Source organism: Methanogenium organophilum (genome assembly GCF_026684035.1).
In the GTDB taxonomy this organism is placed as follows: domain Archaea; phylum Halobacteriota; class Methanomicrobia; order Methanomicrobiales; family Methanomicrobiaceae; genus Methanogenium; species Methanogenium organophilum.
This window is the reverse complement of sequence record NZ_CP113361.1, coordinates 1,259,210-1,274,680: the sequence shown is the minus strand read 5'-3', so window position 1 is coordinate 1,274,680 and position 15,471 is coordinate 1,259,210. Positions and strand designations below refer to the sequence as shown.

General features: G+C 54.4%; 14 protein-coding genes. 3 read left to right on the top strand and 11 right to left on the bottom strand.

The genetic code is table 11. The annotated features are described in order from the left end of the window. Positions 1-122 precede the first annotated feature (122 nt). The 7 genes from OU421_RS06400 to OU421_RS06370 form a co-directional block, all read right to left on the bottom strand. Positions 123-2,057 carry an Nramp family divalent metal transporter gene (locus OU421_RS06400; protein ID WP_268187794.1) on the bottom strand — a complete coding sequence of 645 codons (1,935 nt, stop codon included), beginning with the start codon at positions 2,055-2,057 and terminating at the stop codon, positions 123-125. A gap of 134 nt (positions 2,058-2,191) precedes the next feature. Continuing rightward, positions 2,192-3,274: a histidine kinase dimerization/phosphoacceptor domain -containing protein gene (locus OU421_RS06395; protein WP_268187793.1), complete on the bottom strand. Its 1,083-nt coding sequence runs from the start codon at positions 3,272-3,274 to the stop codon at positions 2,192-2,194. A 230-nt stretch (positions 3,275-3,504) separates the two neighbouring features. Continuing rightward, positions 3,505-4,014 carry a peptide-methionine (S)-S-oxide reductase MsrA gene (msrA, locus tag OU421_RS06390; protein WP_268187792.1) on the bottom strand — a complete coding sequence of 170 codons (510 nt, stop codon included), beginning with the start codon at positions 4,012-4,014 and terminating at the stop codon, positions 3,505-3,507. Positions 4,015-4,280: 266 nt separating this feature from the next. Further along, complete coding sequence (locus tag OU421_RS06385; protein WP_268187791.1) at positions 4,281-4,742, bottom strand: chemotaxis protein CheW; 462 nt, start codon at positions 4,740-4,742, stop codon at positions 4,281-4,283. Between the two features lie 13 nt (positions 4,743-4,755). Beyond that, complete coding sequence (locus OU421_RS06380) at positions 4,756-7,392, bottom strand: methyl-accepting chemotaxis protein (protein ID WP_268187790.1); 2,637 nt, start codon at positions 7,390-7,392, stop codon at positions 4,756-4,758. 297 nt (positions 7,393-7,689) lie between these two features. Continuing rightward, positions 7,690-8,832: a hypothetical protein gene (locus tag OU421_RS06375; RefSeq protein ID WP_268187789.1), complete on the bottom strand. Its 1,143-nt coding sequence runs from the start codon at positions 8,830-8,832 to the stop codon at positions 7,690-7,692. Between the two features lie 183 nt (positions 8,833-9,015). Then, entirely contained in the window at positions 9,016-9,645 is a 630-nt protein-coding gene (locus tag OU421_RS06370; RefSeq protein ID WP_268187788.1) for a PH domain-containing protein, read from the bottom strand. Between the two features lie 121 nt (positions 9,646-9,766). Between OU421_RS06370 and OU421_RS06365 the strand changes: the two genes are divergently transcribed. After that, entirely contained in the window at positions 9,767-10,096 is a 330-nt protein-coding gene (locus OU421_RS06365; protein ID WP_268187787.1) for a hypothetical protein, read from the top strand. Beyond that, a complete protein-coding gene (locus OU421_RS06360) occupies positions 10,056-10,235 on the top strand; it encodes a hypothetical protein (RefSeq protein WP_268187786.1) in 180 nt (59 codons plus the stop codon). The genes OU421_RS06365 and OU421_RS06360 overlap by 41 nt, the downstream gene beginning before the upstream one ends. 8 nt (positions 10,236-10,243) lie before the next feature. Here the strand turns inward: OU421_RS06360 and OU421_RS06355 are convergent, their stop codons facing one another. Beyond that, complete coding sequence (locus tag OU421_RS06355) at positions 10,244-10,756, bottom strand: hypothetical protein (RefSeq protein ID WP_268187785.1); 513 nt, start codon at positions 10,754-10,756, stop codon at positions 10,244-10,246. 448 nt (positions 10,757-11,204) lie between these two features. On the opposite strand from OU421_RS06355, the gene OU421_RS06350 reads away from it, so the two are divergent. After that, a complete protein-coding gene (locus OU421_RS06350) occupies positions 11,205-12,227 on the top strand; it encodes a type II glyceraldehyde-3-phosphate dehydrogenase (protein ID WP_268187784.1) in 1,023 nt (340 codons plus the stop codon). 15 nt (positions 12,228-12,242) lie between these two features. Here the strand turns inward: OU421_RS06350 and OU421_RS06345 are convergent, their stop codons facing one another. From OU421_RS06345 to OU421_RS06335, 3 genes are read right to left on the bottom strand one after another with little or no spacing between them, the layout of a single operon-like run. Beyond that, on the bottom strand, positions 12,243-12,392 hold the full coding sequence (locus tag OU421_RS06345; protein ID WP_268187783.1) for a hypothetical protein: 150 nt from the start codon (positions 12,390-12,392) through the stop codon (positions 12,243-12,245). Beyond that, positions 12,358-14,001, bottom strand: a complete 1,644-nt coding sequence (locus tag OU421_RS06340) for a PEGA domain-containing protein (RefSeq protein ID WP_268187782.1) — start codon at positions 13,999-14,001, stop codon at positions 12,358-12,360. Before OU421_RS06340 ends, OU421_RS06345 begins: the two co-directional genes overlap by 35 nt. 46 nt (positions 14,002-14,047) lie before the next feature. Next, positions 14,048-15,457 carry a hypothetical protein gene (locus OU421_RS06335; RefSeq protein ID WP_268187781.1) on the bottom strand — a complete coding sequence of 470 codons (1,410 nt, stop codon included), beginning with the start codon at positions 15,455-15,457 and terminating at the stop codon, positions 14,048-14,050. Positions 15,458-15,471: the final 14 nt, after the last annotated feature.

Sequence of the window (15,471 nt, the reverse complement as noted above, 5' to 3'; positions counted from 1 at the left end):
ACGGGACACACCAATACACCTCAATTCACGTACAGGGTGCATCCCATTCGGGGGGCGAAGTTACCCCTGACTCCGGTGACTCAATACAGCATATTTTATGTCTTTACTCACTCACGCAGATTTCAGGTTTCATCCACCGGACTGTCACCACCAGCACCGTCAGACAAAACCTCCTCTTCTCTTCTTCCTCCCCGCCGCTTCAGCGAGAGGTATTCTGTATGCTCCATCATCTCGTAACCACGTTCGCGGAGAATGGAAAGGAAGAGAACCAGCCCAAGGGCATTTGCAGCAGCCATCGGAAGATAAGTCTCGCGGATGATATGCCACATCGCAAGAGAATCCCATCCACCGGAAAAGAGCGGGATGAGAACGAATACATGCAGAAATTCAATCCCAATGGCCAGAAGAATCAGCCGCCAGTAGGTGAGATGATTCCGAAACATCCGGGCGGCGTATGCGGCAATTATACCGGAAAAGACGGCGGATACAGCACTGCCGATCGCACCGATACCCCCTTCTGTCAGACGGAATGCTGCAGCAATGAGGCCGACACACCCACCGACAACCGGCCCCCCCAGAATGCCTGCCACCATTGGCCCGAGGTCAGCGAAATCAACGATGACCCCGTTATAGAGAATCCCACGGTAGATTCCGTAAAGTGAAAGAACGCCAAAGGTGAGAATCATCCAACCCCGGTCTTCCAGCGTCCCCCTGCCGGTGACAAGACGTTCAAAGAGACCCGTCTTGGTGAAAGCATAGAGGAGGATTACGACAACCGCCACCCGCTCCATCAGTGGCAGACCGAAGGTGACGAGGGACTGTTCGGTCATGAGGGCTATCGCAAGAAAGAGTACACTCCCGCACCCGACTGTTAAGAGCCAGAGAGGTGAACCCCTCGCATAGGCAGGAAGACGACGATCAAGATAGATGAGCATGAACCCGAGAAGGCCAAACATCACCGACGAGACGGCGGCAACCGTCCGGATAAGTGACGTGGTCTCACCCGATAGAATACCCAGCGTGATGATGCCCGCAAAGATTAGAAGCACCATACGGTAGAGTGTCCGCTCTTCAAAACGAGTGGGAGACACACGTGAGACCACCGAAGAGACCGCCCTCGCACGCCCGTCCATACCCGATATGAGCGCCCCGGCGAGGATGACAACTGCTACAAAAAGGATGGTATGCAGTCCGCCGGGCACCTTATCGAGCGATGCATGAAGACTCTCTGTTACTGCCGCCGCACTGGCGCCGGTCAAATGCTCCGCCACAAACCCCCAGAACCCAAGAGTCATAAAGATTAGGGCAACAACCCCAACCAGCAGGAACGCGAGGACTAGGTCAATATTTACACTCTTCATATGAGAGGAGAAGTACTTCTCACCGTGCCGGTCCCCCACCTTCTCATGCAGCCACACCGAGTAGAGGAGAATATTCAGGCCGGACCCCACGACACCGAGGAGGGCCATCGTCTCGATGAGGGCGCCATCCGGAACAGAAGGCACACAGCCCTGCGCAATTTGTGCCAGAGGAAATGGCAGTGCAAAGATAATGACTGCAAGACCTGCAAACATCACAACCGAGAGGAGAATGACCACATGCTCGAGACGTTCATAGGAATCCTTCCAGAGCACAAGGAGTGTAAAAATTAGGAGGGCAAACGCATATGCCGCAGGCACCGCTGCCGGGACGACTTCTGCAAGCATGCTACCTGCAAAGAGAGCGACACCGCCGAACCCCACCATTTCAAAGAAGTAAATGATCGAAATAAACGTTACCTCCCAGTTCTTTGGTCCGGGAATGGTGCGCAACCCGTCAAAGATAGAGGTCCCGGTTGCAACCGTATAGCGGGCAATACCGTTTGTAAATGCAAACTTGAATATCAGTGCTGCTCCAATGACCCAGAAGAGAGAAAAACCATACTCAAGCCCTGCTGCAAGGAGTTCTGTAATACCGCTCTCACCGGACGCTTCAATCGCGAGGATCAGGCCGGGGCCAATGAAAAAGAGTGTTTCTGCAATCCCCGCAGGGATACGGCGCCTGAGTCCTGAAAGCATGATATAATCCCGATAATGTCAGTAAAACAGGCGTGAAACATTCGTTCAGGCACTGTTTTGACGGGGAACCGCACTTTGGCGCCCCTGATTCTCTTAATTAATGGTGCAGGAGAGAGTCCATATCTCTTTTGTATTTATTCAGTATACGGAAAGACAATTGAGATGCTGAGGGGGCCCCCATCCGAGACAGAGAGGGTTCCGTCAATCTGTGTGGTCAGGTTTTTCACCAGTTGCATCCCCAGTGTCTCCCCATTCTCCAGATTAACAGACGATTTTGTCGCAGACCCGCTCTCTGACACGCGCAGACGTGCAAATCCCCGCCGGTACTGATCAATGTCTATGACAATCTCTCCCTTCTCACCCTTGACAAACCCATATTTCAGAGCATTTGTGATGAGTTCATTGATGATAATTCCACAGGGAATACAGGTATCAATATCCAGACTGATAGTGGGGTCACAGTGGGTGATTATCTCCACCTTCTCCATGCCATATGGCTTTTGTGCGGATAGATTTTCCGCAATGCGGGGCACATAGTCAGCCATCCGTATGCTCACAAGATTATCGGAACGGTAGAGATATTCATGAATGAGGGCCATTGAGGCAATACGGTTTCTGCAGTCCTCCAGAATTTCCCGTGTCTCGGAATCTGTTGTCCGATAGCTGTGCATTTTAAGAATGCTTGAGATCAACTGGAGATTGTTCTTGACCCGGTGATGCACCTCCTGAATGAGAATGTCTTTTTCATCAGGTTCCCCCTTTGCGGAATGGACAATTGTCGTATGGCATCGTCTATTGCCCTCTTCCTGTCGCTCACGGGCAGATGCCTCGTACTTCCTGGCAGCTCTCTTGATTGTAAGATTGAGCTCAACGTAGAACTGAAATCGGTTCTCCCCTCGATTCAAAAAGAAATCAGCACCACGGTTAATGGCCTCAATGATCACCCCTTCGGTGTCATCCCCGACAATTATGAACGGAACACGCTCTCCCTGTGAACGGAGATCATCCAGAAATGAAAGCCCGTCTGTCCCTTTCAGACGATATTCACAGACAACAACATGGTATTCATTTCTGTAGAGCATCTCCGTCGCCTCTTCTGGAGAGAAGGCAAAATCAAGAGACATCTCCCCGGATTTCTGCAGAAAATGATAGGCTCCTTCGCATGCACGGAGATCATCTGCGACATACAATACCGGGACCGGACTCTTTACCATCATCAACAAACACCTGTTATTCCTTTTCGGGCGAACTAACGAATACCTATGTACTCCCATTGGATAAATATATGCAATTTCCGGCCACAAATGGGCAAAACATTTGTATACAGGAAGAATACGAGCTAAAAAGAGGATTGAATCATTTCGCTGAAATCCATGGAAATCATACGGCACATATCTGAGAAAACGGGGAAACGGGAAGACGAGTATTCCCCCTTCCTGTTTCATTCTCAGAAGAGGGGTTTGCGATACCGGTTTGCCATCTTCTCGTAATACTGCTGGTGGCAGTCCTCGGCTGGCCAGAATGTAGCGGCAGTGCGTACCTCAGTCACTATAGGCCCACAATAATTCCCGGATTTCTCCTCTGCATGGATGAATGCCCGTGTTGTCCGGCAATCTTCTTCGGTGTGACAGAATACAGCGGACCGGTACTGGGACCCCTCGGACCCGGTTTCCGGCTCCTTCACCGTCGGATCATACAAACAAAAAAAACGGTCAAGAATGTCTGACAGGGGAATCACTGTAGGGTCATAGGCGATACGGACCGCCTCCACATGACCGGTCTCGCCGGTGCTGACCCGTATATAGTCCGGGTTTTCTTCTCCCCCCCCGGTATATCCGACCACAGTCGCAAGGATGCCGGGAATTTTGCGAAGACCTGCTTCAATCTCCCGGAAACATCCCCCTGCGAGGGTAATCTGGCAGATCTCCATCTCTTCTGTGCCAGCATTCGTCTCCATATACCGATAGGTTGGGACCTGCCCCACAAAAGAATAGCGATCACGTGCCGGAATGGGGCCGGATCAGTTTCAGCCATCGGGTCATCACACGGATACCGGACAAGACACAACGAGGGGGTCCACCGCCCGCATGAAACGTCATGGACAGAAAACAGGTGCCCCGTCCCTTCGTTTCAGTGGTATGATCAGCGGTGCAATCTTAGCATATTCATTCATATAAGTATTTATTACGCCATTCCGGAAAGAAATACAAAAAAATAAAAGAATCAGGCAATAATCTGGGAAAGCACCTTATGCATATCCACCCAGATAATCAGACGCATCGCATCCGAGGCATCCTCTTTCACCTTGATGATACCCTTTACATACTCGGTAACATCACTGGAAAGGCCTTCACCAAGCGCCTCCACATCCTTTTCCTCCACCTGCATCACACTGTTGACATCATCGACAATGATGCCGACATTTGATCCCTGCGATGCGTCAGGCATGAGAACGATGATCTTCTGGGAATCAGATGCTTCCGATTCGGGCAGTCCGATCAACCTGCTGAGATTGATGATGTTTGTCACCTCTCCCCTGAGATTGATCACTCCGGTAATATAGTCCGGTGCCCGGGGAATGGGGGTGATCGCCATCATTTCGACGATCTCCCGTGCAATCTGGACATCGATTGCATAATACCCGTTCGCAATCCTGAATTCCACGACATCCGTGAGCTTTGACATTCGCTGCCTCCTCTCACTCAGTACGGAAGACTTCGACCATTGCCCGCAGTTTCTCGGTCATCCGTGTTACTTCGTAAGTGCCGCTTCCGACCTCCTCTGTCGATGCCGCCACTTCTTCGGTGACTGCTGCAACATCGTCGATACGGGACATATTCTCCTTGGTGAGCGTGGTTGTCTCCTCCATCTTCTCCATGACGCGGTTCGTGGCGTTCGCCTGATCGTCGGTGGCCCGGGCAATCTCGCGGATACCTTCGGAGGCCTCATGTGCACCCGAGACAATCCCATTGAGGGACGTTATCGCCTGGTGGACACTCTCGAGACTGCTCTCGATCTCGGCGTAGGCGGACTTCATGGACGCGGCGGTGGTGTTCGAATCTCGCTGGATGCCCTCGATGAGCTCCTCGATGGAGTCCGTCGCCGCCTTGGACTCGGCAGCGAGGTTGCGTACCTCGCCTGCGACGACCGCAAACCCACGGCCGTGTTCTCCCGCCCGTGCGGCCTCGATGGCGGCGTTCAGGGCGAGGAGATTCGTCTGGCTGGAAATGTCATTGATGAGTTTCACGATCTTGGAGATCTCCGCCATCTTCTGGTTGAGCTGCTCAATCTGGGTGACACTCTCCTCGGCGATTTTCTCGACTGCGTTCATCTTGTCGTTTGCCTCACGACCGAGAGTGGAGGCCTCGTTACCCATCCGGGAGACGTGATCCGCCTGCTCCTTGACCTCCTGCGAGGTGGAGGCTATTTCCTCGATGGATGCGGAGAGGTCTGAAATCTCCCGTGCGACGACTTCGACCGCCTCCAGCTGCCGGCGGAAGGCCTCGGAGGACTGCTGACTCGAGACGGCCACATCCTCCATCGCCTTTGCGATCTCCTCGACGCCGCGGGAGGCGTCCGCCATGTTGGCGTCAACGTTGTCGACTGCAATTTTCACATCACTCAGGGCGTTGCCCATATTGACTCCCACATTGTCGATGGCGGTCTTCAGTTTGAGGAAATCACCCTTGACATCCATAGATGCAGAGAACCGCCTCGAAAAGTCCTTGTCTGCATATGCCTTCACGACACGATACGATTCATTCACCGGGGAAAATATTGTATCCAGGATATCATTGAGCCCTTTCATAAGAACCATATAAAAACCTTCGAACTGGTCCGGATGTGCCCGTGCGGTGCTGTCTCCACCCTGCATTGCGTGCATGGTGGCAACGAAGTCATCGACCATTTCTTTAATTGACTTCTGTACGGCTACAAGATGGTGATTCATGTCTTCGAAAAGAGCGCCCGCCTCAGCAGTATACTGGTTTGTCACCCCGACGGTCAGGTCAAGTCCACGTGAATCTCCACGGGCGAGGCGGTCGAGATTCGCCTCCTGCCGTTCAATCTCCTCATCAAGGAACTGCGAGAGCGTGCGTTCCGGGGTGAGGTCTTGGTAGATATAGTAGTTAACGTCAATTTCACCGTTCTCATCGAGAATCGGCGTCTGGAAGAGCCGCAGGTATGAATTCTCTCCATTCTCCCAAGATATCTCCATATCGGTGATGGCCTTTCTCTTCGTTTCGTATGAAGCATAGAAGTCGTCGCCACCGACGATATTGATATTGAAGTCATAGAGCTTCTTTGCCATCAGCTCTTCATAGCCGCCGCGCCAGATCCGCTCATATTCCTTATTCAGGTCAAGGCGGTGCTTGTCTGCCGCAAGCACAGTGATACCCTGCGGATTCTGCTGCAGGAATGCATCCGCACGTCTCTGCAGGGTTTTAATCTCCTCCATCTCCTCATGGTGCTCGGTGAGGTCCTGATAAATGTAATAATTGACGTCAATTTCACCATCATCATCGAGAATCGGTGTCTGGAAGAGGCGCAGATAGGATTTTTCCCCGTTATCCCAATCGATCTCCATGTCGGTGATCGCTTTCTTCTTTGTCTCGTATGAGGCATAGAAATCGTCACCGCCGACGATGTTGATATTAAAGTCGTAGAGTTTCTTCGCCATCAGCTCGTCATACCCGCCCCGCCAGATACGCTGATACTCCTCGTTCAGGTCGAGGCGATGCTTATCTGCCGCAAGCATGGTGATACCCTGCGGGTTCTCCAGGAGGAATGCGTCCGCACGCTTCTGCAGTTTGTGCAGCTCTTTTTGCTCTTTGACAATCTCGGTCTGATCAAAATATATGTGATAGACCACACTAATATCGCCCTCACCATCGCTGATGGGTACCTGGAAGAGCTTGAGGTAGTTTTCGCTCCCGTCATCCCATGCGACCATCAGTTCAGTCTCTGAGTTCTTCTTGGTGTCATGAGAGGCAAACAAACTATCTCCGCCAAGAATAGTGATATCAAAGTCTGAAAATGACTTTTTCATCAACGCATCACAGGAATCACGGAATAAAGTACAGTAATGGTCATTGAGCATCAGGCAGGCACCGTCTGCACCATAGATGGCCAAGGGATATGGGTAGTTTGCAATGAATTCATCCACTCCCCGGAGCATCTCCTGGTACTCAACTGACTTCTTCATCTTTCCGATGGCATTATCCACGAGCCCTGCCAGTTCCTGCATCTCAGGGTCTGCTGCAGCCTGATCGAGGGAGGCAGTAAAATCCCCTTCCAGCGCACGCCGCAGTGCATCTTCTATTAATTGTAAAGACATGGAAATCACTTAGATTACTGATCAATATCTGTATGAAGCACAAGGAAACCAACATCCACCGGGCTCATACAGATACAATAGAGTATATATAACCTCTCCCCCAATCCTTCAAAAAGCCTTCCATGGATGCCAACAGGTTAGAAGAACGAAAATTTCGAAACACATCGAGAATTCAGAAATAAATGAAGAAAAACACCATAAGCGTCAACGATAGTCTGTTATCTGTTCCGAAAAAACAGTAGACATTGCATAACAATAGCCCGCAGGAACATCTGCAAAAAATAAAACAAAGGGGGCTTAGTGCCGCCGATATATGAGGTAGCCAGCGCCGAATCCTGCAAGAATGACGAAGATGAACATCCACGCGTCGGAAAGATCTGTCTCCTTCCCCGATTCATTGAATGTGAAGAAAGAGACCTCTCCGTTCCCTCCGGCAGCAATAAACCCGTCATCCACAGGAACAAATGCCCGAATGCCAGTGTCGCCAAACCAGTGCATCCATTCCTCTCCCCCCTCCGACGAAACACCCAGCACCAGATAACGGGGTTTCCCGTTCACCAGATCGGCATCATAACCCAGCAGATAGTAGCCGCCGCCGGGAGCCACCTCTGCGTAATAGACCATTTCTGTACGTTTGGGATAGGAGAATACCTCAACTGCTTTCCCCGTCTCATTGAGAATGAGAACGGCGGCCTCATCTGACGTGGTGAGAGCTGGAGCAATATATCCCCCGTTGGGGAGCGGATTAATATTCACGACATAGCCGATACCATCATCGCCATACCGTTCTTCCCAGACCACTGTGCCGTTATCGTCCAGATACATTACGAGCCCCGCGGGGTCTGTGGATGCAATGATCGGGGTGGCATAGCCGGCAATAATAAAACCATCGTTGACGGCTTTCACCGACTGGAACCGTGCAATACCGGCGCCTGAAGCATCAGCATATGTCTGGTTCCAGAGAGGGGTTCCGTCTGCGCCCAGCCGGTAGACAATCGGATGGAGATAGTTTGTAGTCGCAATGATGCCACCTCCGGGGGCCGCGTCCACCGATGCCACCTCACCGTAGGGCACATGCCACGTCCAAAGCGTCTCCCCCTCCAAACTGACCCCGAAAAAGTCATGCGTGTCGGTAAAGACTGTGTAGCCGTTCTGATCCTCCTGGACATACTGGATTACAGAAGCATTCCCAAGAGAGAGCGTCATATTGCCGGTGACAGTGCCGTTTTCTGAAACATACCAGAGGGAGGGGCCTTTGTCCGTGGCACCGGCTGCAATATATCCGGTGGCAGCAGGAGATTCGATGAAGGCTGCAATCTCTTTTGCACCATCAATCACAACCGTTTGGTTTAGATCAGGCGGCTGAATGGCTGTAGCAGCCCCACACATCAGGAACAGGGCCATGCAGAACAGCAGTAGTCCTCTCACATTCATACTCATTATGAGAATGGTTGTCTGCCCCTCGTTAATAGTATTCTCCCTTTCGCGCCGCTACCACCCAACCGGAACACCCCGTTTGTTCGCCCCGGAGAGGGATGAGAAGCCATGTGGGAATAACGGGGAGTTATGACAAGGGAGGGCAGGAAAAAATACGTCAAAAAAATACAGAGAGGATGCGCACCCTTACTGCATCTTCTCTTCAATTCTCTTCAAAACAGCTTCAATATCACGAAGCTCCTGCAGTACTGCCGCATCTGCCGCCATTCCTCCGGATGGTAGAGGAACAGTAGACGCAGGGCCTGCAGGCATCTCCGCTCCGGTGACCGCCGCTACCGGGTAACCGGAACGTACAAAGTCCATGATAACGCCACGGAGAGGTTCGGGGTCACGAATGCCCTGGAGTTTGATCTCTGCAAGCTGGTTTGCCGAGTACCCGGCGGTCTGAATCCGCAGGTTGGAGATGCCAAAGAGCCGCATCAGGGGCCCCTGGATAATATCAACGTTCGTGATCCGGTTGTAGGGAACAATACCCGTCTGTTTCCAGAGAATCCCCCGACCCCAGGTCATTTCCGTTGTTGTCAGCAGGTAGCGTACGGTATCGTAAAAGAGGTAGGCCCAGATGCCTCCCGCGAGAGCCAGCACCAGAAAAATCCCTGCCATCACTGCAAGGGCGACGCCGCCGTCTTCCATCATGACAACAGCCATGAATCCAAAGAAGAACACGGGAACCAGCATACTCAATGCGGTCACGACGATCAGGTATGACCGGAAGGAGGGATCAGGAGTAAATGGAACGTCAATCTCAACAGACATGAATAACCTCTCTGATATCATGTGATATGAGCGTTGCCTCCTGCTTCCCTTTCCGGTCACGACGAATGAACCATCCTACCGGAAACAAAGCACTCATGACGCCCGATGCAGAATAGACGATATGCCAGGGATTTTCTCACGGATACGAAGATGGGCATCCGGTGACAGCAGAACTGGGGAGCGCACCTATCAGCCGAAGATTGATTGTATCGTTGATACCGCATCAGGGGCCTGTCGGACCACCACTCCGTCCTGGGAGGTGCGCCCGGAATTTCATGAGAACCTCTTCCGGGTCCGGACATTCTGGAGAAAAGCAGCTGTGGCCCGGGATAAGGAAGCACTTATTTCTCTTCTCGCTGGCCATGTAAGGGAATATCCACAGGAGAGTCTGCGCCTGATGATGGTGAACTTTGAAAGGAAGACGGGCGATTTTCTACTGCCCGGTGCGTGACCATGCAGATGAAGTACCCTTCGCCTTCTGCCCCGCCGTCCAGACAACAGGGCTGCACCTCATCCGTGACCAGAAAGAACGCAACCGGATACAAAAACAGGGATATATTGACAATTACTTCACGAATTTCAAGAGTTAACAGAATATTCAGGCAAAGAACGCCACAATAATACCACCCACAACAATAACACTGCCTACCCAGGCAGATATGGGCAGAATTCCCAGGAATCCACCGGAGATCAGTATCAGACCCGCACCAATGATGAGATAACCTGCCCGCCGCATCTGCATCGGGTCCTGTACCGCCTCTTTCTGTGCAAAGGGACCGGCCGGCCCTGTAGTACCTTCCTCATAATCCCGCGGAGACTGCATCCATGAAAATGGTCCAAAACCGCCACCCGAGGTCCGCTGTCGGTCACGGCGGAACGATGACCACTCTGCGCTGCGGCTCTCTTCCATGAGATTGATTCTGACAAGCAGGTTGCCCTTCTCTGACCCACGACGATAGCCGAGGCCTTTCAGGCGAAGGACCACATGCCCATCAATATGTGTAGGAACCACAAAGGTGACTATGCTTCCTTCGAGATGAATCTCCTTTTTTTTGCCAAGTTCATCCTGGGTTACCCAGATTGCATATTCACGGTCAAGATCTCCACCCATTGTCTCATGCCTCCTTTCACCACGAGTTTAATATTTCTTCCCTTCAGATGCGCATGGTATTATGTATTTTTGCACCATCGCCTGAGATGACACCATAGTACACTCTAACAGGTTCCCCCCATGTCAGATCAATGAACCAGCGACAAGGCGGAGTCGCGGATCATTTCTGAAGATGTGCTGAGATGAACACCGTCTGTTCACGGCATTGCAGAAAGAATTTCTGTTCCATTCTCACACTCCCGCCAAATCAGAGCATTACTAGGACCACACGACATTTCAATATTATTATTGCCATGCACCCATATGGCTCATTCAAAGAGAACCCTTTTATTGTATTCCCACTGTATCAATTGAATAATCAGGTGAGAGGGACTGAACGGTGCCGGTATTTCTTGCCGGAACGAATAGGAGGGCCGACACCGCGAGTACCATCTGAAGGTGTGCAGTTATGATCAAAGTGGCAATTAACGGATACGGAACTATTGGCAAACGTGTGGCAGATGCGGTGGCCGCCCAGCCGGACATGGAAGTTGTCGGAGTCTCAAAGACTCGGCCATCCGGTGAGGCGTATATCGCAAACGAGCGGGGATATCCCCTATATATCGCAGATATCGAGAAAAAACCAGTCTTTGAGCAGGCTGGCATTGCCGTCGCAGGCGATGTGGAGGAGATGCTCAAGAAGTGCGATATTGTCGTGGACGCCACCCCCGGCGGGGTGGGAAAGGCAAATAAAGCAATCTATGAACTCTTCAATGTAAAGGCTATCTGGCAGGGCGGAGAGAAGCATGAGGTGGCGGGTATCTCGTTTAATTCATCCTGCAATTACGAAGACGCCTATGGCGCGGACTTTGTCCGCGTGGTCTCATGCAACACAACCGGTCTGTGCCGTATTATCCATCTCGCTGACGAGGCGTATGGGGTAAAATCCGTCTTTTCAACGATGGTGCGCCGCGGATCTGACCCCGGCGGTATCAAAAAAGGGCCAGTGGACGCGATCGTCCTCAATCCGGTCACCATCCCATCACATCACGGTCCAGATGTAAACACCGTGCTCCCCACCATCGATATCGTGACAACCGCGATGATCGTGCCAACCACCTTCATGCATATGCATGTGATCCGGATGGAGCTTGCCCGCGAGGCATCCCGCGATGGCGTCCTCGATCTCATTCGTAAGCACCCGAGAATCGGTATCGTAAAAGGTGCTTCCGGGATCACATCAACTGCTGAACTCCGGGAGCTGGCGTCCGATATGAACCGCCCCCGTGGTGACCTCTGGGAGTCCTGTGTCTACGAGGACTCAGTCTCTGTCGGTACGAATAATGAACTCTATCTCTTCCAGGCCATCCACCAGGAAGCGGATGTAGTCGTCGAGAATGTGGACGCCATCCGTGCGATGATGAAGGCGGCAGACACCGCTGAAGAGTCCATAAAGATGACGAACGAGGCGCTCGGGTTCAGTGCGATATAATTCTCATATCCTTTTTTACCGGCACGCAACTGCCTGAGCACTCCCGCCAGTATTCGTACCGTCAGCAAAGTCCTTCTGCCGGAGAGCCGGACGAACCTTCCGGCAGGTCTTCTTCTGTCGCCCCCATCCCCTACGTCCCTGCTTCGGCTTTGGTCCCGCCATCATCGCGTTCCTCCTCATAGAGAGCTGCCAGATCCCCCACGGGCTCTTCCGCATCGATGATCTCTCCCCCGCCGCCAGCCGCCCGCTCCGCCGGTTCGACGATGAATGACCATTCCTCTGAACGCTCCACCGTTCCGTAGCGCTCCTGCACCACCTGCAGGTGCACCCGGAGCCGGTGAACGCCCCGCCCCCGGCCGCCGAGCATCACCCGGTACCGCCCCGGGATCGTGAAGTGCTCCACCGTGGCCCCGTCTATTGTAACGGTGCAGACGAATCCCCGGTACGGCCCGCCGGCGGCGTCCGCTGTGATCCCGGCCCGGGCAAGCATATCATCCTCCCTGACGGTCGCGGGCAGGTCGACGCCCAGAACGGGGAGCACCCGGTGGAGAGCAACATCACGGACGAAGAGGGCCGCTGCGAGGATGCAGAGCAACACCGGCAACACATAGATCACGGCGTTGTGCAGGCGGGGACTGATGTCACGGGCATTGGTGACACCGTCCCGGTCCACGTCTTCTGCGAGGGCGACTGCGTCTGCCGCATACCGGACCGCCCCTTCCGCGTCGCCCACCTCGTATTGGAGATATGCGGATTTGATGGCGGCCACGGCCCTGTCCGGGCCATACGCCTCGTTTTGCCGGATTGCCTCTTCAGCAGCGTCAAGCGCCTGCGGCACCGTCGAGACGAGCGGGACGGAGACAGATACGCCGTCGGGACCGGCGTCAACCGTCTCTTCCTGCGGTTCATAGCCGAATTTCTCGATTCTGACGGTGTGCATGCCCTGTTCGATGGAGATGGAGAGCGGGGTGGTGCCGCGAAGGGTGCCGTCAACAAAGACCTCCGCACCGGGGGGGATGCTTGCAACCGCGAGGAGGACCGGGGACCGTACGAGGACAGCAGATATTTCGGATATCCGGCCAGCCGCCACTTCCACGCTGCCCGTCCAGTTCTCGTACCCTGTCCGGGTCAGAACGATTGGATAGGTCCCCGGCTGTACCTCGTCGAGCGTCAGCGGGGTGGTACCCTGGTACACGCCGCCCAAATATATGGCGGCATTCGTTGGGGCGGATGAGACGGTGATCCGTCCCGTCGATGAAGGTGGTTCAAATGTATGGACGAGCGACTGAGCCATATCCTCCGGGATGGTGATCGTCGCTGCATAGTCAGCGTAGCCGTCGAGGGTGAGCAGGATACGGTGCTGTCCTGCCGGGAGATCATAGAGAACGGTATCGGAGGTCCCCATGAACGTGCCGTCGATATAGACCGCTGCACCCGGCGGTGTCGTCGCCACCGAGAAGGGGCCACCGACGATCGGCTCCATCTCGTGGCTGATGTAGGTTACTTTCCCCTCGTCCACCTCGAAGAATGTCTCCCACGTACGGTAGCCCGGCAGTTCCAGCCGGATGTAGTGAATGCCGGGGAAGACATCCTCGATGAACGTGTTCGTCTGCAGACCGAGGTCTTCGTCGTTCAGGAAGATGGACGCCCCCTCCGGTTCGGATGAGACCGCAATCGTCCCCCGGACCTGCGCCGCCGCCGGATAGACGGTCACAAGGAGCGTAAGGCAGATAATTATCACAAGAACACAGAGTGGCGCAGGATCCGATTTCATGCAAGACACCTCCCCTGTTCTCCCGTCCGGACCGCTGTCCCCACCGCTACCCCTGCGGCTGCGGGGGGGTCCGGTTGGTGAAGACGCGATAGATGCCCGACGTGGGGATAGATGCAACAACCGTTTTGTTCGTGACGACGAGCGGGGTTTCGACCGGCTCCCAGATTGCCCCGGATGCGTTGTAGCGCATCAGGCTGTAGAATCGCTCCGTTGAGATGTCTGCTGTCAGCTCCAGCGTCACGTTCTGCGGCGCCGCGACCGTGATATCGTACGCACTCCCCACCCCCTGCAGGTCTGCGGGGATATTCCCCGGCGTCGTGTTCAGCCGCGTTATGAGAACAGTCGCCTGCTCCGGCGTGATCGGCGCCGACGGGGTGATGTGCGGAGCGGGGGTGCCATTCAGGGGCAGAGGAAGGAGTCCCGGCGAAACGAGAAAAAGCACAAGGATGGCCACCATAAGAACAAGCACCACCCCCACCCCGATTGCAAGGCGCCGCCGGGCCGTCCGCTTTTGTTCCATATGCACCGCATACTCCTGCTCCAGCCGGTCTGCCGCCGGCCGGGGAGGCGGTTTCGCATAATCGGCCTCATCCGGTCGGGCCGGTCGTTCTTCGGGCGGCCGGGCGATGCCGGGGGTGCCTCCCTCCGGTGGTTTCGGGGCACGGGGAATGCCCTCTTCTGCAAGAAATGCCGCAAAACGGTTCTTTCCGCCCGGGGGAACGCGGTTTGCATGGGTGTACTCGGCAAGGAGGCTTCCCGTGAGGGCGGGGTGGGACGACGCCCCTGCGAGAATCTGCCGGAGAACCGGGTTGCGGGAGAAGCGCCCGATGTCGCGGTACATCTCCTCCCAGGCATCGTTCGTCACCGTTTCCGTGGCAAGGTCTACCTGCACCCGCCCGGCGGCAGTCTCCGCCACCACGAGGTCGATATCGGGGACGATACGTTTCGCGATGACAAAAGTGAATCCGGTGGAGAGAAGGGGCTGCAGTGCGTTCAGAACCGCGAAAAAGAAGGCATACGACCGGGAGGGGATGCCTGCGGTACAGACGACGGGCCGCCCCAGAAGGAGCCGCCCGAGGGCATAGTCGGTCGTGCGGGCCCCCACCAGGCCTGCCCCCGCCCCGATCTCCGGGCCCACGTCCCGCAGGGCGTACTCCATCGCCGCGAGACGCCGTTCGACGCGTTCAAAGAAGGCATGTACGGCCGAGCGATCGACCGCCGGCACCGGCCCGCCCTCCCAGACGGTCCGTTCGAGATAAATCACCGTGTCGGGCCGCCGCCCCTGTTTCTGGACGTTCACCGCGGTGCCCATCAGAAGGACGCCGTGTTTCGTGCTGATATAAAGCGACGCCGAACTTTCGTCGAGCCGTTCAGCGAGCCGGAGGGCGTACTCGTCTGTAAGGGTTCCTCCCAGTGCTTCGCCGTCCGGTGTAAATATACCGTATGCGTCGTGCATTTCTCTCCCCCCTC

Bases quoted from the DNA above. Each gene is read 5' to 3' on its own strand.
- OU421_RS06400 (WP_268187794.1), bottom strand. From the start codon at position 2,057: ATGCTTTCAGGACTCAGGCGCCGTATCCCTGCGGGGATTGCAGAAACA.
- OU421_RS06395 (WP_268187793.1), bottom strand. From the start codon at position 3,274: ATGATGGTAAAGAGTCCGGTCCCGGTATTGTATGTCGCAGATGATCTC.
- msrA (WP_268187792.1), bottom strand. From the start codon at position 4,014: ATGGAGACGAATGCTGGCACAGAAGAGATGGAGATCTGCCAGATTACC.
- OU421_RS06385 (WP_268187791.1), bottom strand. From the start codon at position 4,742: ATGTCAAAGCTCACGGATGTCGTGGAATTCAGGATTGCGAACGGGTAT.
- OU421_RS06380 (WP_268187790.1), bottom strand. From the start codon at position 7,392: ATGTCTTTACAATTAATAGAAGATGCACTGCGGCGTGCGCTGGAAGGG.
- OU421_RS06375 (WP_268187789.1), bottom strand. From the start codon at position 8,832: ATGAGTATGAATGTGAGAGGACTACTGCTGTTCTGCATGGCCCTGTTC.
- OU421_RS06370 (WP_268187788.1), bottom strand. From the start codon at position 9,645: ATGTCTGTTGAGATTGACGTTCCATTTACTCCTGATCCCTCCTTCCGG.
- OU421_RS06365 (WP_268187787.1), top strand. From the start codon at position 9,767: ATGCCAGGGATTTTCTCACGGATACGAAGATGGGCATCCGGTGACAGC.
- OU421_RS06355 (WP_268187785.1), bottom strand. From the start codon at position 10,756: ATGGGTGGAGATCTTGACCGTGAATATGCAATCTGGGTAACCCAGGAT.
- OU421_RS06350 (WP_268187784.1), top strand. From the start codon at position 11,205: ATGATCAAAGTGGCAATTAACGGATACGGAACTATTGGCAAACGTGTG.
- OU421_RS06345 (WP_268187783.1), bottom strand. From the start codon at position 12,392: ATGATGGCGGGACCAAAGCCGAAGCAGGGACGTAGGGGATGGGGGCGA.
- OU421_RS06340 (WP_268187782.1), bottom strand. From the start codon at position 14,001: ATGAAATCGGATCCTGCGCCACTCTGTGTTCTTGTGATAATTATCTGC.
- OU421_RS06335 (WP_268187781.1), bottom strand. From the start codon at position 15,457: ATGCACGACGCATACGGTATATTTACACCGGACGGCGAAGCACTGGGA.